Source organism: Variovorax sp. BGA-UO-ETr-C22 (assembly GCF_059567965.1).
On sequence record NZ_JCAQPA010000007.1, the window covers coordinates 598,170 to 623,259 of the forward strand.

The window sequence follows — 25,090 nt, forward strand, 5'->3', positions numbered from 1 at the left end:
CGGACGCATGTCTCGCCCTCACTCCTACCTCGATGTCCTCGCGCGGGTCCTGGCGCTGCCGATATCGGAAGGCCTTGCGTCTTCTGACGAGCGCTTTCACGCGGCATCGGCGGGTGCGGACACGCTGATCGTCGACATCGAGAAGCGCCGCTACCACCGCGTGCCCGATGCGCGTCCTCTGAGCTTTGAAGACGCGACGCACGACGGCGTCGCGCAGGCAGCGCTCCAGCTTGAACACCGCGATGGCGTTCGCACGATCGCACTGGCCGCGCAGGACGACAGCTTCTGGACACCGCTGCCCGATCCGCGCGTGATCGGCCTGCCGCGCATCGTGCAGCGGCACGACACGGCGTGGACGTCTCCGGCACCGCCACCTTCAGATGCTCCCCAACGGACCCGTCTCACCGACTGGCTGGGATCGCTGGTCGCGCTGGCGGTGCTGGCCTTCTTTGCCGCCTTCGGGTTCAACGCACTGCGCTGGTCGTTGGAAGGAGGCTGGAACCTGCTGTGGCTGCTGGTGGGGCTGCCGGTGTTTCCGGTCTTCACCGTGCTGACACTGTCGACCGCCTACGGCTTTTTCCGAACTGCGGTGCCACCGCGTCAAGCCCTGAACGCGATCGATGTCCGTCGCGACGAGCGCTTTCGCATCGGCGAACCCCTGGCGTTTCGCGTGGATGCCACGGTGCCAGCGTCGGTGGGCGATCAACCCGCGGAACCGCCGCCCCAGATCTTCGCTCGCCTGATCGTCCAGACGGTGAACGACAAGGAAGATGGCAGTTGGTCGGTGAACGATTGGGCGTGGGACGCGGACCCCGCCGACTGCGTTCCATCGACGCTCACCGGCACAGGCGAACGCCACGTGCACTATGCCGGCAGCGTGACTGCCTTGCGCAACATGCCGCGCAAGGCACAGGAGCGCTGGCACCTGGCGTTGTCCGCCAACCAGGAAGCGGAAACCGAGCCGTTCTATGTCACCAGTCTCGCCACGCCGCCCTTGATCACGCCCCACCGGATGGTGCAACCGCCGGATCGCCTGGCACAGCTCAATGCCCTGCTGCACGACGATGGGTTTGAGTTGGTCCGCACGGCCTACGGCAGAGAACGCAGCAGGGCATTCTTCGACGACTTCACGCCGGAGGATATCCGGGCAGTGTTCACGGTCGACGCCGAGGCGGTGGTGGACCACGCGATGGCCACTGCTTGGTACGAAGGCCAGATCGAGACCGAGCGAGTCGGCGGCGACAGCTCCTACTACCTGCTGAAGGAAGGCTCTGCCTACAAGGTGATGTTCACCGAACGCTGGTGGACCGAGTCACTGTACGAGTCGACCGATCTGCGCAGCACCGTGGCACGCTACCTCGTGGCAACCAACCTCTTTGTCCGACGCCTGCCGGGCGCGCAAGCGCTGGAGATTCCAGCGCCCTACAGCGACATGAGGTCCGACTCAGCCCCTTCGGTTTCCGCGACCGACGAGACGCCTCCTCAATCCAGCAGCAGCGACGCCTCATCCCGCCAATAGGCCACCGCCGCCAGCCACCCTTCCCACACGCATCCATTGCAGCCGCGCCCGCAGCAGGTGGTGGGTTCCGGCGGCGGCGCGCGCATCGCCACCCCTTCGGCATCGAGCATCGCCTGCACGCGCGCGATCAGCGCCTGCGCGCCGGCGAGGTTCGTGGGTTCGGGCAGCCGGTCGATGGCGTTCATGACAAGCGGCTCTTCTTCAGGCCTCGAGGTTCATCAGTTCGAGCCGCATCTTCGCGCCGCCCGATTCGCTCGAGCCGATGCTCAGCTGGCCGCGGTGCAGCCGCGCCACCTCGGCCACGAGGTGCAGGCCCAGCCCGGCGCCGCGCCCGCGCGGCACGAGCCGGTGGAACGGCGCCACCACGCGCTCGCGGTCGGCCTCGGGAATGCCGGGGCCCGAGTCGCGCACCTCGATGCACGAGGGCTCGCACAGCCGCACCTGGATGTCGCAGCCCGGCCCACCGTGCTCGATGGCGTTCTGGATCAGGTTGGTGAGCGCGCGTTCCAGCGAGGGCGCGTCGCCTCGCACCGTGAGCGGCTGCGGCGCATCGACCGACAGCGTGCAGCGGCTGCGGATCGCGAGCGGCGCGATGTCGGCCGCCACGCGCTCGCACAACGACTTCAGCTCCACCTGCTGGTCCAGCGACAGGCCGTGGTCCAGGCGCTGCAGGTCGAGCAGCTGCTCGGCCAGCGTGGCCAGCCGCGCCGAGGCCTGCATGAGCTTCATCTTCAGCGGGTCGTTGGGCAGGCCTTCGAGATGGATCTGCAGCGTGGTGATCGGCGTGCGCAGCTCGTGTGCGGCATCGGCCAGGAAGCGCTCCTGCCGGTCGTAGCCTTCGTTGAGCCGGTCGAAGGCGCGGTTGACCGCGTTGACCAGCGGACGGATCTCGCTGGCCACGTTGGCCAGCGGCAGGCGCGTGGTGCGCTCGTGCACGTCGATGCCCTCGGCATGCTCCGCCGTGGCCACCACGCCCTTCAGGCCGCGCTTCACGACGAAGGGCGTCGCCAGGATCACGCCCAGGCAGGTGACGAGCGCCATCGGTGCCACCAGGAACAGGAAGGCGATGCCGGTGCCCTTGAGCGTGTTCTCCACCGTGAGCGGGCCGCCGGTCTGCGCCATCACGGCCACCGGGCCGGCGCGCGATTCGATGCGCTCGAAGCGGGCCTTGGGGCGGGTGCCGTCGCTCTCGGGGTCGATGGCCACGCGCTCGGTGTCGTCGAGTGCATCGAGCAGCCGCAGGTAGGTGGGGGGCACCTCGCCATGGCGCAGCTGCACGCCGTGCGGGTCGCGCACGATGAACCAGAACTGCGGGTCGGCCTTCTGCAGCCGCCGCAGCGCGCTCGTGGGCTCGACCACCAGCTGGCCATCGGCGCCGCGCATCAAGGCGCGCTGGATGGCGGCCACCGTCTCGTGGCCGGTCTCGTCGACCACGCGGCCCAACGCCCATGCCAGCCCGAGGAAGCCGCCCATCACCAGCAGGCCGACCACCACCTGCAAGAGGATGAGGCTCCAGATCAGTCGCCAGCGCAGCGAAAGCAAGCTAAGGCTCATGCCGACTGGGGCGCGCACATGAGATAGCCCACCCCACGGATCGCATGGATCTCGACCTGCGCGCCCGCCTTGTCGAGCTTGGAGCGCAAGCGCGAGACGTGCGTGTCGAGCGCGTTCGACTGGATGTCGTCCTTGTGACCGTACACGCGGTCTTGCAGCGCCTCGCGCAGCACGGTGCGGCCTCGGTGTTCGAGCAGCGTCTCGAGCACCAGCAGCTCGCGCCGCGGCAGCGTGAGGCAGGCCTCGCCCACGTGGGCCTGGCGCGTGTGATGATCGAAGCGCAGCTGCCCGAGCGTCATGATGAAGTTGGCGCGCACCGCGGGGCGGCGTGCCAGTGCGCGCACGCGGGCCAGCAGTTCGTCCATCGAGAAGGGCTTGGCCAGGTAGTCGTCGGCGCCGCCGTCCAGGCTCAGCACGCGCTCGGCCACGTCGGTCATGGCGGTGAGCACGAGCACGGCGCAGGCGATGTGGTTCTGCGCGAGGAACGCGACGAGCGAGAGGCCGTCGCCGTCGGGCAGGCCGCGGTCGAGCACGACCACGTCGTAGGGCGCGCCGAGCGCGGCCTCCTCGGCCGCGCGCAGCGAGCTCGCCACATCGACCACCGCCTGGTTCTGGCGCAGCGCCGACGCGAGCGCCTGCGCCAGGTCGGCTTCGTCTTCGACAAGCAGGATTCTCATGGGGGGGATGGGGAGAGACCGGACAGGCGGGTGATTCTAGAGAGCCCTGCACGAGGTAACGCAATGTTCACGCAATGCATGCACCTACGCTGTAGCGCTTCCCTCTCCTGAAAGCGCACCGGTGACGCTGCCCTCCCGCCCGAACCCCGCCGCCCTCCCCGTCACGCCCTGGCACCTGGCGCTGGGGCAGCGCTTCGCCACGCTGTGGGTCGTGAAGATGATCGGCACCACGCTCGGCATCTCGGGCTTCTTCGTCCTGTACTTCTGGGTGATGCACCACCCGCCCTCGGTGCCCACGGTGATGCCGCTCACCGCCATCGACCACTGGGTGGACGTGAGCGACGACGCGATGCTGCTGTACAGCTCGCTGTGGTTCTACATCTCGCTCGCACCGGCCTTCACGAAAAACAAGGCCGAGCTGTGGGCCTGCGCACGCGGGGCCGCGCTCATGGCGGCCATCGGCCTGGCGGTGTTCTGGTGCTTTCCGACAGTGGTGCCGAGCTTCGCGATCGACTGGTCGCAGTACCCGGCGCTGCAGTTCCTCAAGAGCGCCGATGCGGGCGGCAATGCCTTCCCGTCACTGCATGTGGCCTTCGCCGTGTTCGCGGCCGTGTGGCTCGGCCGACAACTGCGCAGCGTGCAGGCGCCCGCGTGGACGCAATGGGTGAACGTGCTGTGGGCCGCGGGAATCGTCTATTCGACGCTGGCCACGCGCCAGCACGTGCTGCTCGACGTGCTCGGCGGTGTGCTGCTGGCGGGCCTGGTGTGCTGGCGTCGCGCGCCGCGTGCCCGTTTGATACTGGCTGAGGCCTGAGCAGCGCTGTCAGGCGGGATCCTTCAAGAACCACCGCGGAACCGGCTTTGCCGAGCCGCCGGTGGTGCCCCCGGTAGGGGGTTGGCGCAGCGACACGAAGTGCGCGTAGCCTGGGGGCGAGCCTAGTTCACCAAAAGATCCAGAGCGCCAGGCCGCCGAAGATCGTCCACTTCACGAGGTAGTACGCGCGCTTGTCCCAGGCCTTCAGGCGCTTGCCGACCACGCGGATCTGGTAGATGTACTTGAAGGCGCGGTTCAGCCCGCCCGTCTTGTCGCCCGCGTCGTTGGGCGAGGCGGCGGCGGCCAGCAGGTTCTTGGCGAACCAGCGGTTCACGGCGCTGGCCCAGCGGTACTTCAGCGGACGCTCGATGTCGCAGAACAGGATCACGCGGTCGTGGTCGGTGGTGTTCTCGGCGTAGTGGATGTAGGTCTCGTCGAACACCACGGCCTCGCCGTCGCGCCAGTGGTAGCGCTGGCCGTCCACGTCGATGTAGCAGCCTTCGACGCCCGGCGTCCACAGGCCCAGGTGATAACGCAGCGAACCGGCGAACGGGTCGCGGTGGCGCACGAGGCGGCTGCCCGGGGGCAGCTCGGCGAACATCGCGGCCTTGATGGTGCCGATGCCCTTGAGCAACTCGGTGGTGCGCGGGCACAGCACGGCGGCCGAGGGGTGCGCCTCGTCGTACCACTTCAGGTAGAAGCGCTTCCAGCCGCTCTTGAAGAAGGAGTTGAAGCCCACGTCGTTGAACTGGCTCGAGGCCTTGATGCTGCCGCCGTTGCGCATGGCCAGCGCTTCTTCGCGAATGACTTCCCAGTTTTCCTCGAGGATGCGCATCTCGGGGAACTGCGCGGGCGACAGGTACGGCGTACCGGGCACCTTCGAGAAAAGGTACATGAAGACGTTCAGCGGCGCCAGGAAGGTCGAGTGATCAGAGAGCTGTCTGAAGAACTTGTGCCGGACCTGGCCACGGAAGTGAACGTAGAGTGCGCTGAGCACGAAGATGGCAAGAATGACCCACTTCATTGGTGAAAGTGTCCTGTAGACGAGCGCCGGGGGAGCCGGCTAGTGTAAATCCTTGCCCCGAAACAGGCCCGGCCGGGGCCTTTTCCCCCGGGCTCAGGCGCCGACGAGCAAGGGCTGCGGCACGTCGGCCTGCGCCAGCGGCAGCCGCACCGTGGCCAGCAGGCCGCCGCCCGGGGCCTCGCCCAGCACCGCATCGCCGCCGTGCCGGTCGACCACCGACTTGACGATCGCCAGGCCCAGCCCGCTGCCGCTTTGCGTCTGGTCGGGGTTGCGGAAGAAGCGGTCGAACACGCGTTCGCGCAGCGCGGGCGGAATGCCCGGGCCCGTGTCGGCCACGGTCAGCAACGCCCGTGCGCCCTCGCGCGCCACGTGCACCGTCACGGTGGCGCCGCAGGGGCTGTACTTGATCGCGTTGTCGATCAGGTTGTCGATCATCGAGACCAGGCTTTCGCGCTCGCCGAGCACCGGCACGGCGTCGTCGCACACCAGTTCGAGCTCCACGCCGCGCGCGCGTGCCAGGCCCTCGATCATGGCCAGCCGGTCCTGCACCAGCCCGTCGAGCGACAGCATCACGGGCAGCGCGTTGGTGGCCACCGCGTCGCTGCGCATGAGCTGCAGCAGCTGCCCCACCAGCCGGGCCGCGCGGTCGTTGCTGCGCAGCAGGTTGGCCATGAGTTCGCGCTGGCCCTCGTCGCTGCTCTGCTCCTTCAGCGCCTCGACGTTCACGCGCATGGCCGCCAGCGGCGTGCGCAGCTCGTGCGCCGCGTCGGCGATCAGGCTGCGCTCGCGCGTGGTGCTGTCGCGCACCCGCAGCAGCAGGCTGTTGATGCTCTGCACCATCGGCTTGAGCTCCTTGTGCGGCGGCGTGTACGACAACGGCGTCAGGTCGTCGGGGCCGCGCTCGGCGGTCTCGCGGCTCACCTGGCGCCACGGACGCAGCGCCAGCCGCACCGACAGCCAGGCGGGAAAGACCAGGAACGGCAGGCTGATCACCAGCGGCAGCAGGTAGTAGCCGCGCGACAGCACGGTGACGGCCAGCCGCCACACGCTGGGCTCGGCCAGCACCACGCGGGTGTCGGCGATGGGCGAGGCCATCGTGCGCGCGCGCCACTCGCGGCCGCCCGCGACCACGGTCTCGTTGCGGTCGGGCACCGAGTTCAGCAGCACGGGCACGCCGGCGCGCGAGTTGTAGATCAGCTTGCCGTGCTGCCACACCTGCATGACCGCCAGGGCTTCGTTGGTTTCGTCGCCGTCGCTGAGCGCCTCGATGAGCGCGGCGTCGAAGGCCTCGAGCGCCTCTCGCTGCCGCTCGGGTTGGTCCTCGAGCTTCTGCGCGATGGAGATCGCCGCCTTGAAGATGCTGGTGAACCGGAGCAGCCCCGGGTCCTTGTACGAGTCGTACAGCAGCAGCCCCACGGCCGAGGTCCACAGCAGTGCGACCACGGCCATCTGCGCCACCAGCAGGCGGCGCATCAGGGACGGCTGGTTCCAGTTCTTCCAGCCGCGCGCCAGCTGGCGCATCATTTCGACGGGCTCCGCACCAGCGACTGGGTGTCGATCACGTAGCCGATGCCGCGCACCGTGCGGATGTAGCCCTGCCCGATCTTCTTGCGCAGGTTGGAGATGTGCACCTCGAGCGAGTTGCTGCCGTTGGCCTGGCCGCCGGGCAGCACCTGCTCTTCCATCACGCGGCGCGTGACCACGCGGCCGGTGCGCTTGAGCAACAGCGCCAGCAGGTCGAACTCGCAGCGCGACAGCTCCACCGGCTCGCCGTCGACGATCACGCCGCGCGTGGGTTCGTGCAGCGCCAGGCCGCGCATGCGGATGGTCTCGTCGTTGAAGCCGTAGCTGCGCCGCGCCAGGGCCCGCACGCGCGACAGCAGCTCGGCCAGCGCGAAGGGCTTCACGAGGTAGTCGTCGGCGCCGTCGTCCAGGCTGCGCAGGCGGTCGTTGAGCGCGTCGCGCGCACTCAGCACCAGCACCGGCAGGATCTGGCGGGTGCGGCGCAGGCGCAGCAGCAGGTCGAGCCCGTCGCCGTCGGGCAGGCCCAGGTCGAGCAGCACCATGTCGAAGGCGCCGTTGTCGAGGGTGCGCAAGGCGTCGTCGAGCCGGCGGACCCACACCACGTCCAGGCCCTGGTTGGCGAGCGCAATGCGCACGCCGTTGCCAAGATCAAGATCGTCCTCAACAAGCAAAAGATTCATGGGAAGGATTCCAAGCGAACAAGCCCGGTTCCGGGAAGTGGCCGAAGTATCTGCCACACCCCGTCGCTGCGCTTCAGGAAGCCTTCATGAAGGCTGCAGGGCTTCTTCAGGCGGCGTGCCCACACTGCAAGGCTCTTACTTTCTTCTTCCTGCCTGGAGCATCGACGTGCCTCGCCCCTGTCTTTCCACGGTTCGCCCGCACTGGGCGAACCCGCTTCACTTCCAGCGCCGCGACCTGCTGCGCGCCGTGCTCCTGGGCAGCGCGGCCGGGCTGGCCGCTTGCGGCGGTGGTGGCGGTGGCAACACCGGCCCCGCCCCCATCGGCAACGACCTTCCCGTGGCGGCCACCGACCGCCGCGTGAAAGTGTCGACCACGCCCGAGGTCTCGTTGCAGGTGCGCGACTGGCAGCGCAGCGACGACGGCGGTCCCGTGCTCGTGCTGCTCGCCGGCCTGGGCGGCAACGCGCGCTGCTTCGACAGCCTGGCGCCCGCGCTGCTCGCGGCCGGCGCCGCCTCGCGCGTGCTCGCCGTGAGCCGGCGCGGCTACGGCCTGTCGGACAAGCCGCTGCCGGTGAAGAGCGCCACGCAGCACTACGAGGTCGACACGCTGGTCGACGACCTGGCCGCGCTGTGCGATGCGCTCGGCCTCACGCGCGTGGTGCTCGGCGGCCATTCGATCGCCGGCAACGAACTCACGCGCTTCGCAGGCCGCTTTCCCGAGCGGGTGCGCGGCCTCGTGTACCTCGATACCACCTTCGACTACACGAAGGACGCCGACACCGGTGGCGAAGACCCGCCGCTGAACCGCCGGCTCGACGAGCCCGCGCCCACGCCCGAGGACGGCCGCTCGATGAAGGCGGCCATTGCGTACCTGCGGCGAAAGTCCAAGAACTGGTGGCCGGCGCTCGAAGCAAACCTGCGCGACGCGCTCGACGCGCTGGCCGACGGCAGCGTGCGGCCCAACACGCCCGACGCCGTGGAGACCGCGATGGACACCGCGGCCCACCGCTTCTCGCCCGACTACCGCCCGGTGCGCGCGCCGGCGCTGGTGGTGAGCGCGCTGCCGTTCGACCAGCGCGACCTGTTTCCCTGGCTCGAACGGCCGCTCGACGCGCAGACCGGCCAAGACGCCGCCGACTTCCTGCGCATCTTCCGCCGCGTGCGCCGCGCCGACGCCGACCGCCTGGCCACCGCGCTGCAGACCTCGCACCGGCTCACGCTGGACCACTGCAACCACACCGACTTCTTCATGGAACGCGAGGCCGAGGTGGTGCGCGCGATCCAGTCGATGCGCTGGGCCTGATCCTTACTTGCGCAGCAGCTTGATCAGCGCCGCCAGTTCCTCGCCGCCGAGCCCCGCCGCATCGGCGCGCTGGAACAGACCCGCGGCAAAGGCCGGGAACTCGGTGTTGATGCCCGCCTCCTGCGCGGCCTGCAGGATGCGCTGCGTGGCCTCGACCGAGATGCGCATCGGGCTCTGCGTGATCGCGAAGTCGCCCGACTGGATCACCGCGCCCTCGTGCTGGAGAAAGCCCGCGAAGGTCGGCATGATGCCGGCCACGATGCGGCCGTACTCGGCCACGTCGAAACCTTCGTGCTCGGCGATGCGCGCGCCGTGCAGGAAGCCGAGCATCGTGCCGTAGATGCTGGACAGCGTGGCCAGGTCCATGGCCGCGGCCGCACTGGCCTTCTCGCCGAGGTAGACGATGCCGCCGGCCAGCACCTTCAGCAAGGGCTCGGCCTCGGCGAACACGGCCTGCGCACCCGACACCAGCAGCGGCGTGTCGGCCCGGCCCATCTGGTCCGGTGCGGCCTGGATCGCGCCTTCGAGGTAGGCGGCGCCGTGGCGGTGCGCCCAGGCCTCGGCCTCGCGCGCGTCCTTCGGGCTGCCGGTGGTGAGCTGCGCGAGCAGGCGGCCGTCCATGGCGGCGGCCACGCCGTCCATCGCGAAGATCGCGTCGGCGGCGCGGTAGTCGTACACGCACATCACGGCCATGCGACTCGCGCGCAAGGCCTCGGCCGCGCTGCGCGCCAGCACGGCGCCGCGGGCGACCAGCGCGTCGGCCTTGTCGGCCGTGCGGTTCCACAGCGTGACCTTGTAGCCCTGGTCGAGAAAGAGCCGCGCGATGACGACGCCCATGGCGCCCAGGCCCAGAACCGAAACTTCCTTGTTGGTGTTGCTCATGGCAATCCGATGCAGTGGTGGTTGATGACGCCTGCATGGTAGAAATTGCACTTCCACATGGTCAAGTACCTACGATAAAGTAAGGTACTTACCAAATGGGAAGTATTGGAATCGCAAGGAGCAAGAGATGGCAGCGAAGAAGCCCTACAACTGCGGCATCGGCCCCGCGTTCGAGGTCATCGGCGGCAAGTGGAAAGCCGTCATCCTGTGGGAGCTGCACCTGCAGCCCTACCGCTTCGGCGAGCTGAAGCGGCTGCTGCCCGAGGTCAGCGAGAAGATGCTGATCCAGCAGCTGCGCGAGATGGAAACCGACGGCCTCGTGCACCGCGAGGTGTTCCACGAAGTGCCGCCGCGCGTCGAGTATTCCGAGACCTCGCTCGGCGCCACGCTCAATGCGGCGCTGGGGCCGCTGGCCGATTGGGGCGACCGCTATGCCAAGCGCGTGGCGGCGGCGCGCAAGCAGGCCGAAGCGGCGAAGTAGGAACGCAGCGCGTTCAGTCGGCCCAGCCGGTTTCGATCTCGGTCTTGACCTCGGTCATCAGCTTGTGCACCGGGCACTTGCCCGCCACGCGCAACAGCTCGTCACGCTGCGCCTCGGTCAGCTCACCCGTCAGGCGCAGGCCCGACTTCAGGCGGTAGATGCCCTTGCGTTCCTCGCTGTCGTCGCGGTCGACCACGACCTCGATGTCTTCCACCGGAATGCCCTTGCGGCGCGCATAGAGCAGCACCGTGAGCGCCTTGCAGGCCGCCAGCGACGCGTCGTACAGGTCGTGCGGCTCGGCGCCACCGTCGCTGCCACCGCCCGCGGGCGATGCATCGACCGGGATTTCGTGGTTGCGGATCTTGAGGATGTGGCGCGTGCCGGTGGTGCCGTCGCGGCGGATCGAGAGGGTCATGCCGATGTCCTTGAAGGGGTGGAAAGAAAGCTCAGGCCAAGTCTTTCACATACAGGATGGTCGTGAATCCGCTGTGCCATTCGAGGTCGGGGTAGCGGCCGGCCTCGCGGTAGCCGAGCGCGCGATACAGGCCCTGGCTCTGCGTGTTGAAGGTGTCGGTCTCGAGCCGCGCCTGCGCCACGCCGTCGGCGCGCATGCCGGCTTCGGCAAAGGCCATCAGCGCGCGGGCGATGCCCTTGCGCTGGTGCGCGGCGGGCACGTGCAGGGCCTGCACGAAGTCGTGTTCCCAATGGACCATGCCGACCACCTCGCCGTCGAGTTCCGCCACGAAGAAGGCCGGGCCGCTCTCGTCGATGTAGCCCACGGGCTCGCCGCTGTCCGCATAGGCCTTCGCAGCCTCGGGCGTGAGCTGCGGCAGCCAGGTGCTCGCGAAGGTGTCGTCGAGGATGGCCTTCACCGCGTCGAAGTCGGCCAGGCGCCAGGGCCGGATGACGATGACGGCGGCGCTCACCGGTCCACCGCCAGCATCAGCGTTTCCTTGATCTCTTCCATCACCACGTAGCTGTGCGACTCGGCCGCCACCGGCAGCTTCTTGAGGATGTCGCCCAGCAGGTGCCGGTACTCGCTCATGCCGCTCAGGCGCGCCTTCACGAGGTAGTCGAAGCTGCCCGACACCAGGTGGCATTCGAGCACCTCGGGCATGTGCAGCAGCTCCTGCTTGACCTTGTCGAACACGTCGCCCGACTTGGCCGAGAGCTTGATCTCCACGAACACCAGCAGCGTCTTGCCCAGCGCCTCGGGGGACACGTGTGCGTGGTAGCCGGTGATGACGCCGTCGCGCTCCATGCGCTTGACGCGCTCGGCGCAAGGCGAGGCCGACAGGCCGATGCGCTCGGCCAGTTCGGTCATGGAAATACGGCCCTGGCGCTGCAGCAGGTCGAGGATCTTGCGGTCGATTCGGTCGAGTTCGGGCATTTCACTCCGCGCGGGGCCTTGGACGGTTTTCGGCAGAGATTTTCACTGCCAAAGACCTAAAAACAATGGAATCCACTGCATTGTGCACTTTAGATTCACATCATTCCATTCAGATCAGCGGATACACCATGAAAGTCATCGTTCTCGGCGGCGGCGTGATCGGCACCACCACGGCGTACTACCTCGCGCGCTCCGGCGCCGAGGTCACCTTGCTCGACCGGCAGGCCGGCCCGGCCGAGGAAACGAGCTTCGGCAACGCCGGCCAGGTGTCGCCCGGCTACTCGACGCCGTGGGCCGCGCCCGGCATTCCGCTGAAGGCGATCAAGTGGATGTTCCAGAAGCACGCGCCGCTGTCGATCCGCCCCGACGGCACGCTGTTCCAGCTGCGCTGGATGGCCGCCATGCTGCGCAACTGCTCGCCCGAGCGCTACGCCGTGAACAAGGAACGCATGATGCGCGTGGCCGAATACAGCCGCGGCTGCCTGCAGCAGCTGCGCGCCGACACCGGCCTGCAGTACGAGCACCGCACCGGCGGCACGCTGCAGCTGTTCCGCACGCAAGCGCAGCTCGACGCGGTGCAGCGCGACATCGCCGTGCTCGAGGAATGCGGCGTGCCCTATGAACTGCTCGACCGCGACGCCCTGGCGCGCGTCGAACCCGGCCTGGCCGGCGCGCGCGAGCGCCTCACGGGCGGCCTGCGCCTGCCCAACGACGAAACCGGCGACTGCCACCTGTTCACGCGCGGCCTGGCCGAGATCGCACACGGCCTGGGCGTGGACTTCCGCTTCGGCCAGACCATCGACGGCCTGGAGACCGACGGCGGCCGCATCACCGGCGTGCGCACGCGCGCCGGCAAGATCCTCACAGCCGACCGCTACGTGATGGCTTTCGGCAGCTACTCGCGCGCTGCCATCGCCTCGCTGGGCCTGGACATTCCGGTGTATCCGGTCAAGGGCTATTCGCTCACGGTGCCGCTGCTCGACGAATCGCTCGCGCCGCAATCGACCGTGCTCGACGAAACCTACAAAGTGGCCGTCACGCGCTTCGACAATCGCATCCGCGTGGGCGGCATGGCCGAGCTCGGCGGCTTCGACCTGCGCCTGAACCCGGCGCGCCGCGCCACGCTCGAGAAGGTCGTGAGCGACCTGTTCCCGGGCGGCGACCTGCCCAACGCGAGCTTCTGGACCGGCCTGCGCCCGATGACGCCCGACAGCACGCCCATCGTCGGCGCCACGCGCTACCCCAACCTGTTCCTCAACACAGGCCACGGCACGCTGGGCTGGACCATGGCCTGCGGCTCGGGCAAGCTGATCTCGGACCTGGTGACGGGCCAGCGGCCGGAGATCCGCACCGACGGGTTGGCGATGGACCGCTACACGCAAGGGCCGTCGCGTTCGGCGCGCCCGAGCCCGACGACGGCGCCGGCCTGAGCGACGCCTGGGAGGCGACGGGCCGCGCAGGCCCGCGCTGACCTACTCGTCGCTCGCGTCGTTGCCCGTCATCGCGAGCACCTCTTCGACAAAGGCCTCGAAGCGCGGCAACGCGGCAGGCAGCCCGTCGAGCGAAGCCGCCTCGCCCGCATCGAAGAAATGCGGCGCATCGGCGGGCATGGCAACCCATTCCCCGCCCTCGACCAACAGCCCCAGATACCCCTCCGCCGTCGGCAGGTAGAACAGCCCCGCGCTGTCGAGCACGCGCTGGCCGTCAGCCTCGCCGCGCCCCCAGCGCACGCCGTGGCGCGCGAGGTGGTCGCTGATCCAGCCGTCGCACACGTGCGTGTCGCGCCAATTGGCCTGGCCATCGAATACGGCGAGCACGGGCATGGGCGTCCTTCGCTGAAGCGTGGTGGATTACTGCAGGAAGCTGGGCTTGGCGTAGCCCTGGAACTTGCTGTCGACCACCGTCTTGAACTCCTTCGAGCGGTAGGCGTCGGCGATGTCCTTGGCCCAGGCGGCGTTCTTATCGGCGCTCTTCACGGCGACCACATTCAGGTAGTAGTCGGGCGTCTTCTCGAGCACCACGGCCTCGGTGAGCTTCAGGCCCGACGAGATCGCGAAGTTGCCGTTGACGATGGCGTACTCGGTGTCGTCCAGCGAACGCGGCAGCTGCGCGGCCTCGAGCGGAATGAACTTGAGCTTCTTCGGGTTCTCGGCCACGTCCTTCTCGGACGCGCGCAGCGGATCGATGCCGGCCTTGATCGTGACCAGCTTGTTCTGCTCCAGCAGCACCAGCGCGCGCGCCAGGTTGCTCGGGTCGTTCGGCAGCGTCACGCGGTCGCCTTCCTTCACGTCGGCCAGCGTCTTGCGCTTGGTCGAGTACACGCCCATGGGCGCGATCGGGCCCTGCACCAGCTCGGCGAGGTCCAGCTTCTGGTCGGCCGAGAACTTCTGCAGGTAGACCCGATGCTGGAAGAAATTGGCGTCGAGCGAGCCCTGGGCCAGCGCGAGGTTGGGCTGCACGTAGTCGTTGAACTCGACCAGCTTCACCTTGTAGCCCTTCTTCTCGAGGATCGGAATGATGCCGGCCTTGAGCTGGTCGGCGTTGGAGCCGGCGGTGCCGCCGATCACGAGGTTCTTCTTGGCGTCCTGCGCCTGCGCCGACAGCGAGAGGCCGCCGAGCGACAGCGCGACGAGGGAAACGGCGAGGACGGAACGGCGCAGCAGTGCGGTTTTCATGGAATGAACTGAAAGATGAGAGAAGAAAAAGGAGAAAGGGACATCAACGCTTGTCGAGCCGGCGCGCCGTGGTGTTGCCCACGAACTGCAGGATCTGCACCAGCACCACGAGCAGCGCCACAGTGAGCACCATCACGTCGGTCTGGAAGCGGTAGTAGCCGTAGCGGATCGCCAGGTCACCGATGCCGCCGCCGCCCACCACGCCGGCAATCGCCGAGTACGACAGGAAGCTCACGGCCAGCACGGTGAGCGCGAGCACCAGGCCCGAGCGCGCCTCGACCACCAGCACACGCCAGACGATCTGCAGCTCCGACGCCCCCATGGCATGCGCCGCCTCGATCACGCCGCGCGGCACCTCGCGCAGGCACTGGTCGACCAGCCGCGCAAAGTACGGAATGGCCGCGAACGACAGCGGCACCGCGGCCGCCAGCGGGCCGATGGAGGTGCCCGCGATGATCCGCGTGAACGGCACCAGCGCCACCAGCAGGATGATGAACGGGAAGGAACGCACCGTGTTCACGATCCAGTTGAGGATGTGGAACGCGGGCTTGTTCTCGAGCGACTGGCCCGGCCCCAGCAGGAACAGCAGGATGCCCAGCGGCCCGCCGATGAGCACCGCCGCCGACAGGCCGATGGCCAGCATCAAAAAGGTCTGGCCCGTGGCCGTCCACAGTTCGGGAAGGATGGGGGTGATGTTCTCAAACATAGGCCAGCTCCTGCGCGTTGCGCTGTGCGGTCGCCACGCGCGGCGCCACGGGTTCGCGCGCCTCGCGTTCGCGGCGGCGCACCAGTTCGTCGATCTCGCGACCCAGCGCGGTCTTGCGTTCCTCGCTCGGCGCATCGACGGCGAACTGCTCGATGAGGCGGCCCTTTTCGAGGATGGCCACGTTGCGGCACAGCACCTCGACCACCGAGAGCTCGTGCGTGACGATCACGATGGTCACGCCGATCTTCTGGTTGATGTCGCGCAGCGTCTCGAGCAGCGCGCGGGTGGTTTCGGTGTCGAGCGCCGAGGTGGGCTCGTCGCACAGCAGCACCTGCGGGCGCGGCGCCAGCGCGCGGGCGATGGCCACGCGCTGCTTCTGGCCGCCCGAGAGCTGGGCCGGGTAGGTGTCGATCTTTTCGGCCAGGCCGACGAGGTCGAGGCACTCGCGCACCCGCTCGTTGATCTCGGCCTTGGAGTGGCGGCCGTGGATCTTCAGCGGGAAGGCCACGTTGTCGAACACCGTGGCGTTCTGCAGCAGGTTGAACTGCTGGAAGATCATGCCGATGTTCTGGCGCGTGTCGCGCAGCTCGCGGCGCGACAGCGTCGTGAGGTCGCGCCCGCCGACGAACACCTGGCCCGCATCGGGGCGCTCGAGCAGGTTGATGAGGCGCAGCAGCGTCGACTTGCCGGCGCCGCTCTTGCCGATGAGGCCGAACACGTCGCCCTGCTGGATCTCGAGCGAGAGCGATTGCACGGCGTCGAACACCTCGCCGCTGGGCAAGGCAAACGACTTCTGCACCGATTGAAGACGGATGACCGGCGCCGCGTTGCCGCGTGCCGCATCAGGCGAAGGGAAGGTCATGAAAGAAGGCGCGGGCCGCACAGGCGCGACCGCGCAGGTTCGCAAAAAGGTGCCGAGTATGAAAAGAAACAAGCCGAAAGGGAACGAACAAATCGGCTCGTGCTTATATGAAAAATCAGATAAGAAAGACCGCATGGAGCGAGTGGACGCCATATCGATATGAGGATTGGTTCGTTCCCGATCCGCGGCGGCAATGCCACATTCGGCGCCTTCATTTCTTCGAATTTGCGCCACCATGCATTCCACTTTCCGCCGCCGCGGCCTCGTGCTCGCCACCCTCGTCACCGCCCTTTTCGCTGGCGGCACCGCCTTTGCGCAGGACAACAAGAACACCGTCAAGGTCGGCATTTCCGTCGGCAGCGCCGAGCAGGTGTTCGAGGTGGTCAAGAAGGTGGCCGCCAAGGACGGCCTGACCGTCCAGGTCGTGGTGTTCAACGACTACCAGCTGCCCAATGCGGCGCTGGCCGCCGGCGACCTGGACGCCAACGCCTTCCAGCACCAGCCCTTCCTGGACAACCAGATCAAGGCGCGCGGCTTCGACCTCGTGCCCGTGGGCCTGACCATCACCGCGCCGCTGGGCTTCTACTCGCGCAAGATCAAGTCGATCGACCAGCTGGCCGACGGCGCCTCGGTCGGCATCCAGAACGACCCCTCGAACGGCAACCGCGCCCTGCTGCTGCTGCAACAGGCCAAGCTCATCACCCTCAAGCCCGAGGCCGTGAAGAACAACAACGCCACGCCGCTGGACGTGGTGACCAACCCCAAGAAGCTCAAGCTGGTGTCGCTGGACGCCGCCCAGCTGCCGCGCTCGCTCGACGACCTGGCCATTTCGGCCATCAACAACGACTACGCCGAGAAGGCCGGCCTGTCCTTCGGCAAGGACGCCGTCATCAAGGAATCGGCCCAGAGCCCCTACGCCAACCTGATCGCCGTGCGCCGCGCCGACAAGGACAAGCCCTGGGCCAAGCGCCTCGTGGCGGCCTACCAGTCGCCGGAGGTGCGCAGCTTCATCGAGACGCAGTTCAAGGGGTCGCTGATTCCGGCGTTCTGATTCCGGTCCCCGCGCCTTCCCCCCGAGAGGGAAGGCGCAATACAGGGGCGCTGCCTGGCGGGTTGGCGGACCGTGAGAAAATGACGGGTTCCCCCGAACACCAACCTCACACAGTCAGGACACCCCATGGACGCAGAACAGATCAACCAAATCGGCGCAATGCTCGCGGACCTGAGCGTCCGTACGGTCGATTTACGGAGGTATCTTTGACTACGATGCCAAAGCTGAACGACTGAGGACAGTCAACGCATCGCTCGAAGACCCGAACGTCTGGAACGACCCCAAGAAGGCCCAGGAACTGGGCAAGGAAAAGAAGTCGCTCGACGACGTGGTCGTCACGCTCGACCGGCTCACCAACGGGCTGTCGGACAACACCGAGCTCTTCGAGATGTCGAAGGAAGACGGCGACCTCGATGGCCTGCAGGCCATTGCCGATGACGCCGCCACGCTCGAAGCCGACATCAAGCAGCTCGAATTCCGCCGGATGTTCAACAACCCGGCCGACCCGCTGAACGCCTTTGTCGACATCCAGGCCGGCGCCGGTGGCACCGAGGCCTGCGACTGGGCCAGCATGCTGCTGCGCCAGTACCTGAAGTACGCCGAGCGCAAGGGCTTCAAGACGCAGATCGAAGACGAAACGCCCGGCGACACCGCCGGCATCAAGGGCGCGACCATCAAGGTCGAGGGCGACTACGCCTTCGGCCTGCTGCGCACCGAGACCGGCGTGCACCGCCTGGTGCGCAAGTCGCCGTTCGACTCGTCGGGCGGGCGCCACACCAGCTTCGCATCGATCTTCGTGTACCCCGAAATCGACGACTCGATCGAGATCGAGATCAACCCTTCGGACGTGCGCACCGACACCTTCCGCGCCTCGGGCGCCGGCGGCCAGCACATCAACAAGACCGACTCGGCCGTGCGCCTGACGCACATTCCGACCGGCATCGTGGTGCAGTGCCAGGACGGCCGCAGCCAGCACAGCAACCGCGACGTGGCGTGGAAACGCCTGCGTTCGCGCCTGTACGACCACGAGATGCGCAAGCGCCAGGAAGAGCAGCAAAAGCTCGAGGACAGCAAGACCGACGTGGGCTGGGGCCACCAGATCCGCAGCTACGTGCTGGACAACAGCCGCATCAAGGACCTGCGCACCAACGTCGAAGTCTCGGCCACGCAGAAGGTGCTCGACGGAGACCTCGACGTGTTCATCGAAGCCTCGCTCAAGCAAGGCGTCTGATCGATGAGCCTGAACACCGGCAGGGTCGAAGCCCTGATCTTCGACATGGACGGCACCATGATCGACTCCATGCCCTGGCATGCGCGCTCGTGGGTGACCTTCGCGCAGCGCCACGGCGTGCAGCTCGACGTGAGCGAGATCCTCGCGCGCACCACGGGCCGCACCGGCACCGAAAGCATGCGCGAGCTGTTCGAACGCGAGCTCTCCGATGCCGAGTGCCAGGCGATGGTGCACGAGAAGGAAGAGATCTACCGCGAGCTCTTTCACGACAACTTCACCGAGGTGGCAGGCTTCACCGCCTTCGCCAAGGCCGCGGTGGCACGCGGCCTGAAGGTGGCGGTGGGCACGGCCGGCGACAGGCACAACATCGCGTTCGCCATGTCGCGCCTGAAGATGGACCCGCTGCCGCTGGCCATCGTCGGCGGCGACGAAGGCTTTTCGGGCAAGCCCACGCCCGCGATCTTCCTGGAAGCCGCGCGCCGCATCGGCGTGGCGCCCGAGCGCTGCATCGTCTTCGAAGACGCGCCCTTCGGCATCGAAGCGGCCCGCCGCGGCGGCATGCGCGCCGTGGCCGTGTGCAGCACCCATACGGCCGCCGAGCTGGCCGGCCCCCACGTGATCGCCGCCGTTCGCGACTACAACGAACTGGCCCATTCGAATTTTCTGGAGACCCTCGATGCTGCTTCAGCGTGACGCCCAAGGGCAACCCATTGCCATCCGACGCGAAGACTATGCCGCGCCGGCGTTCTGGATCGACACCGTCGACCTGACCTTCGACCTCGACCCCGCCAAGACCCGCGTGCTCAACCGCATGCAGCTGCGCCGCAACCCCGAGGTGCCGGCCCAGCCGCTGCGCCTGGACGGCGACGAGCTCAACCTGGCGCGCGTGCTCGTGAACGGCCAGGGCGCCTCGTTCCGCATGGAAGGCGACCAGCTCGTCATCGACGGCCTGCCCGATGCGTTCGAACTCGAACTCTTCACCACCTGCTGCCCCATCAAGAACACCAAGCTGATGGGCCTGTTCGTGAGCGAAGACACCTTCTTCACGCAGTGCGAGGCCGAGGGCTTTCGCCGCATCACCTACTTCCTCGACCGTCCCGACGTGATGGCGATGTACACCGTCACGCTGCGCGCCAGCAAGGCCGCTTACCCGGTGCTGCTGTCGAACGGCAACCTCGTCGACCAGGGCGAGCTGCCCGAGGGCCGCCACTTCGCCAAGTGGGTCGACCCCTTCAAGAAACCCAGCTACCTGTTCGCCCTGGTGGCGGGCAAGCTCGTGGCGCGCGAGCAGCGCATCACCGCGCGCAGCGGCAAGGAACATCTGCTGCAGGTGTACGTGCGCGCCGGCGACCTCGACAAGACCGAGCACGCCATGAACTCGCTGGTCAACTCCGTGCTGTGGGACGAAGCCCGCTTCGGCCTGCCGCTGGACCTGGACCGCTTCATGATCGTGGCCACCAGCGACTTCAACATGGGCGCCATGGAGAACAAGGGCCTGAACATCTTCAACACGAAGTACGTTCTGGCCAACCAAGCCACCGCCACCGACGCCGACTACAGCAACATCGAAAGCGTGGTCGGCCACGAGTACTTCCACAACTGGAGCGGCGACCGCGTGACCTGCCGCGACTGGTTCCAGCTCTCGCTGAAGGAAGGCCTCACCGTCTTCCGCGACCAGGAATTCAGCCAGGACCTGTGCGCCGACGCCTCGGCCCGTGCCGTGAAGCGCATCGAAGACGTGCGCGTGCTGCGCACCGCCCAGTTCCCCGAAGACGCCGGCCCCATGGCCCACCCGGTGCGGCCCGACAGCTACATCGAGATCAGCAACTTCTACACCGTCACCATTTACGAAAAGGGTGCCGAGGTCGTTCGCATGATGCAGACGCTGGTCGGCCGCCAGGGCTTCGAAAAGGGCATCACCCTGTACTTCGAACGCCACGACGGCCAGGCCGTGACCTGCGACGACTTCGCCCAGGCCATTGCCGACGCCAACCCCGATTCCGAACTGGCCCGCCTGCTGCCCCAGTTCAAGCGCTGGTACAGCCAGGCCGGCACGCCCCGCCTGGCCGCGCACGGCGTGTACGACGCGCAGAACCGCAGCTACACCCTGAGCGTGGTGCAAAGCTGCCCGCCCACGCCGGGCCAGCAGACCAAGGAACCCTTCGTCATTCCGCTGAACATCGGCCTGCTCGACGCCGCCACCGGCCGCGAGCTGCCCATGCAGCTCGAGGGCGAAAGCGACGTCGCACGCGGCACCCGCACCATCGTGCTGTCGCGCGCGGGCGAGCAGATCACCTTCGTGGGCCTGGACGCCGAGCCCGTGCCGTCCATCTTGCGTGGCTTCAGCGCGCCGGTGATCCTCGACTTTGCGTACACCGACGCCCAGCTGCTCACCCTGCTGGCCAACGACCCCGATCCGTTCAACCGCTGGGAAGCCGGCCAGCGCCTGGGCCTGCGCGCCGCGCTGCAAGCCATTGCCGCGCACGCCACCGACACCACGCCGGTGCTGAACGACGCCTACCTCGACGCCATGCGCGGCGTGCTGCGCCACCCGCAGCTCGACGCCGCCTTCAAGGAACTGGTGCTCACGCTGCCGTCGGAAACCTACATCGCCGAACAGCTCGACGTGGTCGATCCGCAGCGCGTGCACCTCGTGCGCGAAGCCATGCGCGCCCAGCTCGCCACCGCCCTCTTCGCCGACTGGGAACAGGTCTACGAGGACAACAAGGACACCGGCGCCTACACGCCCGACCCGACCTCGTCGGGCCGCCGCGCGCTGGCCGGCATGGCGCTCAACTTCCTGTGCCTGGCGGCGCGCGCCTCGGGCGACACCGTGTGGCCCGGCAAGACCCTGCAGCGCTTCAAGGACGCGGGCAACATGACCGACCGCTTCAACGCGCTCAACGCCCTCGTGTCGTCGGGCCACACCCTGGCGGCGCAGGCGCTCGCGCGCTTCCACGCCATGTTCAAGGACGAGGCGCTGGTCATCGACAAGTGGTTCTCGCTGCAGGCCGGCGCCAGCGACCGCGGCGGCGACATCCTGCCGCTGGTCAAGCAGCTCATGAAGCACCCCGACTTCTCGCTGAAGAACCCCAACCGCGCGCGCAGCGTGATCTTCAGCTACTGCAGCGGCAACCCCGGCGCCTTCCACCGCGCCGATGCGGCCGGCTACGTGTTCTGGAGCGACCGCGTGATCGAGCTCGACGCCATCAACCCCCAGGTGGCCGCACGCCTGGCGCGCGCGCTCGACCGCTGGAGCAAGCTGGCCGAGCCGTACCGTAGCGCCGCGCGTGAAGCGATTGCCCGCGTGGCCGCCAAGCCCGACCTCAGCAAGGACACCCACGAAGTCGTTACCCGCGCCCTTGCCGGAAACTGAACCCACCGAACCCCACAAGATCCATGGCTCAACAAAAAATCTCCTTCACCCGCTACCTCGTCGAGCAGCAACGCGCCGACGGCCTCATTCCCGGCCAACTGCGCCTGTTGCTCGAAGTGGTCGCACGCGCCTGCAAGAGCATCAGCCAGGCCGTCAACAAGGGCGCGCTGGGTGGCGTGCTCGGCACCGCCGAAAGCGAGAACGTGCAGGGCGAAATCCAGAAGAAGCTGGACATCATCGCCAACGAAGTGCTCATTGAAGCCAACGAATGGGGCGGCCACCTCGCGGCCATGGCCAGCGAAGAGATGGAAACCATCCACGTGGTGCCCAACCGCTATCCGCAGGGTGAATACCTCCTGATGTTTGACCCGCTCGACGGCAGCAGCAACATCGACGTCAACGTGAGCATCGGCACCATCTTCAGCGTGCTGAAGAAGCCCGACGACACCCCCGGCGTGCAGGAAGCCGACTTTCTGCAGCCCGGCACCCAGCAGGTGGCCGCCGGCTACTGCATCTACGGCCCGCAGACCACCCTGGTGCTCACCGTGGGCAACGGCGTGGCCATGTTCACGCTCGACCGCGAGCAAGGCAGCTTCGTGCTCACGCAGGAAGACATCCAGATTCCGGCCGACACCAAGGAATTTGCCATCAACATGAGCAACATGCGCCACTGGGACGAGCCCGTGAAGCGCTACATCGACGAATGCCTGGCCGGCAAGGAAGGCCCGCGCGGCAAGGACTTCAACATGCGCTGGATTGCCAGCATGGTGGCCGACGTGCACCGCATCCTGATGCGCGGCGGCGTCTTCATGTACCCGTGGGACAAGCGCGAGCCCGAAAAGGCCGGCAAGCTGCGCCTGATGTACGAGGCCAACCCCATGAGCTGGCTCGTCGAGCAGGCCGGCGGCGCCGCCACCAACGGCAAGCAGCGCATCCTCGACCTGAAGCCCACCAAACTGCACGAGCGCGTGAGCGTGATGTTGGGTTCGCGTCACGAAGTCGAGCGTTTGACGCAGTACCACGCCGAGAAGCCTTGATTTCTTGGCTATAATCTGAGGCTTCGCCGGTGTAGCTCAGTCGGTAGAGCAGCTCATTCGTAATGAGAAGGTCGGGTGTTCGATTCATCTCTCCGGCACCATTTTTGGTAATAAAAACAACGTACTAACCCTTGCAGGTTAGTGCGTTGTTTTGCTTTTATCGGCACGTTTTTGCACACTGCGTGTGCCAGATTTGTGCCAGAGCCAGCATGCCCCCGCAGTGCCACCAACGCACGACACTGCAGTCTCCTGCTGCTAAACTGTGATCGTCCGAGCAACTCGGACACCTGACGTTGTGAATGCAACACAAAAGGCCGGGCTTCGACGTCGCCCTGGTCACTTACCGATTGGCTGACTAGCACCCAGCCACATCGATGCTTACCCCCGCAGCCACCCTGGCTTGCGGCGTGCTCCGATATCGTGACTTCCAAAAAACAAGGCCGGGCTTCGGTATCGCCCTGGTCAATGACCGAGTAGCCACGTGGCAAAGCTGCTCGATGACCCTAGCCACGTCATCAGGGTTATCGACATGAAGCACCGACCAGTAGCCGTAGCTACGACCATACGCAGCGCAAACAGGGCTTGCAGCCGGGACACGCGTCCAGAAGGAGGCGTGCGCTCATGAGCATTCTTCTCACCGTTGAGCAGCTTTCTGCCTACCTCCACAAGTCTGTTGCCAGCATTCGCAGCGATGCGACACGCAACCCCAAGTCTCTCCCTCCAATGTGCCGGCTACCTGGCACAAAACGCCTTCTCTGGCGTACGGAGGACGTTGAGCGGTGGCTTGCTCAACATGTCACGCTTTCGCCGTGGAACCCAACGCCTGCAGTCCTGGATTGCCCGCCGCAACGACGCGGGCGGCCGACGAAGGCCGAGCAGGTGGCGAAACAGCGGCGCGTCCAGTCCTCTGTAACAGGGCAAGCCTCTGCTCCTGCGAGGAGCTGAGCGATGGCTTTTCCTATTGGTACCGACGCTGTTCGGTCGGTGCGGGAACGTACGCCAACAAGTGCTAATCACTTCGACGCGACGGCATACCGCGACAAGCTGATCGCAGGCGGCATCGACCCGATATCAGCGGCCCAGGTGGCAGCAAAGACCGCAGCAGCGCGCGCAACCACGGTCACGCGTTCAGTAAAGTTAGGGCCGCAAGGCAGCAATCTATTCGACCAGGCGACACAGGTCGAAGCACCGACACAACAGGCCGCAGACAAGAAGATCGGCACCGTGCCGCCGATCTACTCGCAGGTACGCGACCTAGTACCGTGCAACGCGGCACGCCCGAAGCGCGACGGCAAGGTAATCGACGTCGCCGCGAAAATTGCCGACGAACGACCAAGCGGCGAAGACATGGCATTCATGCACGCCATCATGTGCCAAGTTGGATTGCCTCGCTCGAAAGTCGGTCACAAGACAGCAGATGGCAAGTGGGTCGATGCCCTTGAGTTCGAGCGTCAATGCGGCGGTGCTGGACTGAACGTCGCCGCTGGCAAGCTGTGGGACGGCAAGCAATTTGTGCAGCAGCCCGTCCCCTATGGGGCTTTACCCCGCCTCATGCTCGCTTGGATGAACACGTTCGCCGTGCGTCACAAGACGCCCGAAATTCCAGTCGGACACAGCACTGCTGAGTTCTTGAGAATTTTGGGCAAGGACACGAGCGGCGGCAGAAAAGGTGGCTATACGGTGTTTCGCACACAGATGCAGGCGCTTTCCGCCTGCCGCATGACGCTTGGTTTCAATGTCGGCGGCAAGGCATATACCTATGAAGGTAAGCCCATCAAGCAGTTCGAGGCATGGCTGAACACTCACGATAGCCAAACCACGTTGTGGCCAGGCGTTGTGACATTCTCGGAAGACTACTTTCGGACCTTGATCAGCCATGCCGTCCCGCTTGACGTGAGGGCCTTGTCAGCACTCCGGGGATCGGCTTTGGCAATGGATGCCTACACGATGCTCGCTGATCGACTGCATCGCATCACCGGGCGTCCGGTACTGCTCTACTGGACCAATCTGCGCGACCAGTTTGGTCAGGAGTACCAGGGCAAAGATCCTGGCAAGGACTTCAAGAAGACGTTTCTGCTGGCGTTGCGTGACGCGTTGGCCGTCTACCCGCAGGCCAGGGTAAAACAGGTCGCTGGGGGCCTTTTGCTGATGCCCTCGCCCCCTCCTATTCCGTATAAGCCAATCTGAGCACCTGGACTCAGGTTGGCCTACTTCGGGCAATCATCGCGATTGTTGTCGCGCCAAGAAGGGACCTGATGCGCTCGAATGACTGCACGCGGAATCACCCCCCTCAACGCGTTTCGG

Annotated in this window: 26 protein-coding genes and 1 tRNA gene; 13 read left to right on the top strand and 14 right to left on the bottom strand. The window is 66.8% G+C overall.

What is annotated here, in order from left to right; all coding sequences use genetic code 11:
• The first annotated feature begins 7 nt into the window (after window positions 1-7).
• On the top strand, window positions 8-1,519 hold the full coding sequence (locus AC57B8_RS06675; RefSeq protein ID WP_496479022.1) for a hypothetical protein: 1,512 nt from the start codon (window positions 8-10) through the stop codon (window positions 1,517-1,519).
• Here the strand turns inward: AC57B8_RS06675 and AC57B8_RS06680 are convergent.
• The 3 genes from AC57B8_RS06680 to AC57B8_RS06690 are packed head-to-tail and all read right to left on the bottom strand — an operon-like array spanning window position 1,483 to window position 3,750.
• Window positions 1,483-1,704 carry an oxidoreductase-like domain-containing protein gene (locus tag AC57B8_RS06680; RefSeq protein WP_307588791.1) on the bottom strand — a complete coding sequence of 74 codons (222 nt, stop codon included), beginning with the start codon at window positions 1,702-1,704 and terminating at the stop codon, window positions 1,483-1,485. The genes AC57B8_RS06675 and AC57B8_RS06680 overlap by 37 nt on opposite strands.
• 16 nt (window positions 1,705-1,720) lie before the next feature.
• Window positions 1,721-3,073, bottom strand: a complete 1,353-nt coding sequence (locus tag AC57B8_RS06685; RefSeq protein ID WP_495302729.1) for an ATP-binding protein — start codon at window positions 3,071-3,073, stop codon at window positions 1,721-1,723.
• Complete coding sequence (locus tag AC57B8_RS06690; protein ID WP_062473345.1) at window positions 3,070-3,750, bottom strand: response regulator; 681 nt, start codon at window positions 3,748-3,750, stop codon at window positions 3,070-3,072. Before AC57B8_RS06690 ends, AC57B8_RS06685 begins: the two co-directional genes overlap by 4 nt.
• A 121-nt stretch (window positions 3,751-3,871) precedes the next feature.
• Here AC57B8_RS06690 and AC57B8_RS06695 point away from each other — a divergent pair, with 121 nt between their 5' ends.
• Window positions 3,872-4,564: a phosphatase PAP2 family protein gene (locus AC57B8_RS06695; RefSeq protein WP_223301405.1), complete on the top strand. Its 693-nt coding sequence runs from the start codon at window positions 3,872-3,874 to the stop codon at window positions 4,562-4,564.
• A gap of 127 nt (window positions 4,565-4,691) precedes the next feature.
• Here the strand turns inward: AC57B8_RS06695 and lpxO are convergent, their stop codons facing one another.
• The 3 genes from lpxO to AC57B8_RS06710 form a co-directional block, all read right to left on the bottom strand.
• Window positions 4,692-5,588: a lipid A hydroxylase LpxO gene (gene lpxO, locus AC57B8_RS06700; RefSeq protein WP_062473341.1), complete on the bottom strand. Its 897-nt coding sequence runs from the start codon at window positions 5,586-5,588 to the stop codon at window positions 4,692-4,694.
• Window positions 5,589-5,681: 93 nt separating this feature from the next.
• Entirely contained in the window at window positions 5,682-7,112 is a 1,431-nt protein-coding gene (locus tag AC57B8_RS06705; protein ID WP_070062381.1) for a sensor histidine kinase, read from the bottom strand.
• Window positions 7,109-7,792, bottom strand: coding sequence for a response regulator (locus AC57B8_RS06710; protein WP_062473337.1), 684 nt, complete (start codon window positions 7,790-7,792; stop codon window positions 7,109-7,111). Before AC57B8_RS06710 ends, AC57B8_RS06705 begins: the two co-directional genes overlap by 4 nt.
• Window positions 7,793-7,958: 166 nt before the next feature.
• Here AC57B8_RS06710 and AC57B8_RS06715 point away from each other — a divergent pair, with 166 nt between their 5' ends.
• Complete coding sequence (locus AC57B8_RS06715; protein ID WP_496479023.1) at window positions 7,959-9,095, top strand: alpha/beta hydrolase; 1,137 nt, start codon at window positions 7,959-7,961, stop codon at window positions 9,093-9,095.
• Window positions 9,096-9,098: 3 nt separating this feature from the next.
• Here AC57B8_RS06715 and AC57B8_RS06720 read toward each other — a convergent pair whose 3' ends face one another.
• Window positions 9,099-9,977, bottom strand: coding sequence for an NAD(P)-dependent oxidoreductase (locus AC57B8_RS06720; protein ID WP_496479024.1), 879 nt, complete (start codon window positions 9,975-9,977; stop codon window positions 9,099-9,101).
• Window positions 9,978-10,104: 127 nt separating this feature from the next.
• On the opposite strand from AC57B8_RS06720, the gene AC57B8_RS06725 reads away from it, so the two are divergent.
• Complete coding sequence (locus AC57B8_RS06725) at window positions 10,105-10,458, top strand: winged helix-turn-helix transcriptional regulator (protein ID WP_062473331.1); 354 nt, start codon at window positions 10,105-10,107, stop codon at window positions 10,456-10,458.
• 13 nt (window positions 10,459-10,471) lie between these two features.
• On the opposite strand, the gene AC57B8_RS06730 is transcribed toward AC57B8_RS06725, so the two are convergent.
• The 3 genes from AC57B8_RS06730 to AC57B8_RS06740 are packed head-to-tail and all read right to left on the bottom strand — an operon-like array spanning window position 10,472 to window position 11,848.
• Window positions 10,472-10,873 (bottom strand): OsmC family protein, encoded by a 402-nt coding sequence (locus AC57B8_RS06730; RefSeq protein WP_062473329.1) that lies wholly within the window; start codon window positions 10,871-10,873, stop codon window positions 10,472-10,474.
• Window positions 10,874-10,904: 31 nt separating this feature from the next.
• Window positions 10,905-11,384 (bottom strand): GNAT family N-acetyltransferase, encoded by a 480-nt coding sequence (locus tag AC57B8_RS06735; RefSeq protein ID WP_496479025.1) that lies wholly within the window; start codon window positions 11,382-11,384, stop codon window positions 10,905-10,907.
• The gene (locus tag AC57B8_RS06740) at window positions 11,381-11,848 is read right to left on the bottom strand and encodes an Lrp/AsnC ligand binding domain-containing protein (RefSeq protein WP_062473326.1); all 468 of its coding nucleotides are present in this window, start codon (window positions 11,846-11,848) and stop codon (window positions 11,381-11,383) included. The genes AC57B8_RS06735 and AC57B8_RS06740 overlap by 4 nt, the downstream gene beginning before the upstream one ends.
• A 128-nt stretch (window positions 11,849-11,976) precedes the next feature.
• On the opposite strand from AC57B8_RS06740, the gene AC57B8_RS06745 reads away from it, so the two are divergent.
• Complete coding sequence (locus AC57B8_RS06745) at window positions 11,977-13,278, top strand: D-amino acid dehydrogenase (RefSeq protein WP_095746358.1); 1,302 nt, start codon at window positions 11,977-11,979, stop codon at window positions 13,276-13,278.
• A gap of 42 nt (window positions 13,279-13,320) precedes the next feature.
• Here AC57B8_RS06745 and AC57B8_RS06750 read toward each other — a convergent pair whose 3' ends face one another.
• From AC57B8_RS06750 to AC57B8_RS06765, 4 genes are read right to left on the bottom strand one after another with little or no spacing between them, the layout of a single operon-like run.
• Window positions 13,321-13,671 (bottom strand): hypothetical protein, encoded by a 351-nt coding sequence (locus tag AC57B8_RS06750; RefSeq protein ID WP_496479026.1) that lies wholly within the window; start codon window positions 13,669-13,671, stop codon window positions 13,321-13,323.
• Between the two features lie 27 nt (window positions 13,672-13,698).
• Window positions 13,699-14,523, bottom strand: coding sequence for a MetQ/NlpA family ABC transporter substrate-binding protein (locus AC57B8_RS06755; RefSeq protein WP_496479027.1), 825 nt, complete (start codon window positions 14,521-14,523; stop codon window positions 13,699-13,701).
• Window positions 14,524-14,566: 43 nt separating this feature from the next.
• A complete protein-coding gene (locus AC57B8_RS06760) occupies window positions 14,567-15,229 on the bottom strand; it encodes a methionine ABC transporter permease (RefSeq protein ID WP_056571730.1) in 663 nt (220 codons plus the stop codon).
• The gene (locus AC57B8_RS06765; RefSeq protein ID WP_062473317.1) at window positions 15,222-16,091 is read right to left on the bottom strand and encodes a methionine ABC transporter ATP-binding protein; all 870 of its coding nucleotides are present in this window, start codon (window positions 16,089-16,091) and stop codon (window positions 15,222-15,224) included. The genes AC57B8_RS06760 and AC57B8_RS06765 overlap by 8 nt, the downstream gene beginning before the upstream one ends.
• On the opposite strand from AC57B8_RS06765, the gene AC57B8_RS06770 reads away from it, so the two are divergent.
• From AC57B8_RS06770 to AC57B8_RS06805, 8 genes are all read left to right on the top strand, one after another.
• Window positions 16,090-16,254 carry a hypothetical protein gene (locus AC57B8_RS06770; RefSeq protein ID WP_496479028.1) on the top strand — a complete coding sequence of 55 codons (165 nt, stop codon included), beginning with the start codon at window positions 16,090-16,092 and terminating at the stop codon, window positions 16,252-16,254. The two genes, AC57B8_RS06765 and AC57B8_RS06770, sit on opposite strands and share 2 nt — an antisense overlap.
• 72 nt (window positions 16,255-16,326) lie before the next feature.
• Window positions 16,327-17,142 (top strand): MetQ/NlpA family ABC transporter substrate-binding protein, encoded by an 816-nt coding sequence (locus tag AC57B8_RS06775; RefSeq protein WP_496479029.1) that lies wholly within the window; start codon window positions 16,327-16,329, stop codon window positions 17,140-17,142.
• 126 nt (window positions 17,143-17,268) lie between these two features.
• A protein-coding gene (gene prfB / locus AC57B8_RS06780; RefSeq protein WP_095950518.1) for a peptide chain release factor 2 occupies window positions 17,269-18,373 on the top strand; the annotation gives its coding sequence in 2 pieces (ribosomal slippage) (window positions 17,269-17,349 and window positions 17,351-18,373; 1,104 coding nt in all).
• A 3-nt stretch (window positions 18,374-18,376) separates the two neighbouring features.
• On the top strand, window positions 18,377-19,066 hold the full coding sequence (locus AC57B8_RS06785) for an HAD family hydrolase (protein WP_070062371.1): 690 nt from the start codon (window positions 18,377-18,379) through the stop codon (window positions 19,064-19,066).
• A complete protein-coding gene (pepN, locus tag AC57B8_RS06790) occupies window positions 19,050-21,749 on the top strand; it encodes an aminopeptidase N (protein ID WP_496479030.1) in 2,700 nt (899 codons plus the stop codon). Before AC57B8_RS06785 ends, pepN begins: the two co-directional genes overlap by 17 nt.
• 23 nt (window positions 21,750-21,772) lie before the next feature.
• Window positions 21,773-22,786, top strand: coding sequence for a class 1 fructose-bisphosphatase (locus tag AC57B8_RS06795; RefSeq protein WP_056571748.1), 1,014 nt, complete (start codon window positions 21,773-21,775; stop codon window positions 22,784-22,786).
• Between the two features lie 25 nt (window positions 22,787-22,811).
• Window positions 22,812-22,887 (top strand) — tRNA-Thr (locus tag AC57B8_RS06800).
• Between the two features lie 847 nt (window positions 22,888-23,734).
• A complete protein-coding gene (locus AC57B8_RS06805; protein WP_496479031.1) occupies window positions 23,735-24,973 on the top strand; it encodes a replication protein RepA in 1,239 nt (412 codons plus the stop codon).
• The last annotated feature ends 117 nt before the right edge of the window (window positions 24,974-25,090 follow it).

What these genes read in the sequence shown, in the direction of transcription:
- AC57B8_RS06680 (WP_307588791.1), bottom strand. Translation starts at nt 1,704, where the DNA reads ATGAACGCCATCGACCGGCTGCCCGAACCCACGAACCTCGCCGGCGCG.
- AC57B8_RS06720 (WP_496479024.1), bottom strand. Translation starts at nt 9,977, where the DNA reads ATGAGCAACACCAACAAGGAAGTTTCGGTTCTGGGCCTGGGCGCCATG.
- AC57B8_RS06730 (WP_062473329.1), bottom strand. Translation starts at nt 10,873, where the DNA reads ATGACCCTCTCGATCCGCCGCGACGGCACCACCGGCACGCGCCACATC.
- AC57B8_RS06770 (WP_496479028.1), top strand. Translation starts at nt 16,090, where the DNA reads ATGAAAGAAGGCGCGGGCCGCACAGGCGCGACCGCGCAGGTTCGCAAA.
- AC57B8_RS06745 (WP_095746358.1), top strand. Translation starts at nt 11,977, where the DNA reads ATGAAAGTCATCGTTCTCGGCGGCGGCGTGATCGGCACCACCACGGCG.
- AC57B8_RS06765 (WP_062473317.1), bottom strand. Translation starts at nt 16,091, where the DNA reads ATGACCTTCCCTTCGCCTGATGCGGCACGCGGCAACGCGGCGCCGGTC.
- AC57B8_RS06725 (WP_062473331.1), top strand. Translation starts at nt 10,105, where the DNA reads ATGGCAGCGAAGAAGCCCTACAACTGCGGCATCGGCCCCGCGTTCGAG.
- AC57B8_RS06805 (WP_496479031.1), top strand. Translation starts at nt 23,735, where the DNA reads ATGGCTTTTCCTATTGGTACCGACGCTGTTCGGTCGGTGCGGGAACGT.
- AC57B8_RS06775 (WP_496479029.1), top strand. Translation starts at nt 16,327, where the DNA reads ATGCATTCCACTTTCCGCCGCCGCGGCCTCGTGCTCGCCACCCTCGTC.
- AC57B8_RS06750 (WP_496479026.1), bottom strand. Translation starts at nt 13,671, where the DNA reads ATGCCCGTGCTCGCCGTATTCGATGGCCAGGCCAATTGGCGCGACACG.
- AC57B8_RS06705 (WP_070062381.1), bottom strand. Translation starts at nt 7,112, where the DNA reads ATGATGCGCCAGCTGGCGCGCGGCTGGAAGAACTGGAACCAGCCGTCC.
- pepN (WP_496479030.1), top strand. Translation starts at nt 19,050, where the DNA reads ATGCTGCTTCAGCGTGACGCCCAAGGGCAACCCATTGCCATCCGACGC.
- AC57B8_RS06760 (WP_056571730.1), bottom strand. Translation starts at nt 15,229, where the DNA reads ATGTTTGAGAACATCACCCCCATCCTTCCCGAACTGTGGACGGCCACG.
- lpxO (WP_062473341.1), bottom strand. Translation starts at nt 5,588, where the DNA reads ATGAAGTGGGTCATTCTTGCCATCTTCGTGCTCAGCGCACTCTACGTT.
- AC57B8_RS06675 (WP_496479022.1), top strand. Translation starts at nt 8, where the DNA reads ATGTCTCGCCCTCACTCCTACCTCGATGTCCTCGCGCGGGTCCTGGCG.
- AC57B8_RS06785 (WP_070062371.1), top strand. Translation starts at nt 18,377, where the DNA reads ATGAGCCTGAACACCGGCAGGGTCGAAGCCCTGATCTTCGACATGGAC.
- AC57B8_RS06710 (WP_062473337.1), bottom strand. Translation starts at nt 7,792, where the DNA reads ATGAATCTTTTGCTTGTTGAGGACGATCTTGATCTTGGCAACGGCGTG.
- AC57B8_RS06740 (WP_062473326.1), bottom strand. Translation starts at nt 11,848, where the DNA reads ATGCCCGAACTCGACCGAATCGACCGCAAGATCCTCGACCTGCTGCAG.
- AC57B8_RS06690 (WP_062473345.1), bottom strand. Translation starts at nt 3,750, where the DNA reads ATGAGAATCCTGCTTGTCGAAGACGAAGCCGACCTGGCGCAGGCGCTC.
- AC57B8_RS06685 (WP_495302729.1), bottom strand. Translation starts at nt 3,073, where the DNA reads ATGAGCCTTAGCTTGCTTTCGCTGCGCTGGCGACTGATCTGGAGCCTC.
- AC57B8_RS06755 (WP_496479027.1), bottom strand. Translation starts at nt 14,523, where the DNA reads ATGAAAACCGCACTGCTGCGCCGTTCCGTCCTCGCCGTTTCCCTCGTC.
- AC57B8_RS06795 (WP_056571748.1), top strand. Translation starts at nt 21,773, where the DNA reads ATGGCTCAACAAAAAATCTCCTTCACCCGCTACCTCGTCGAGCAGCAA.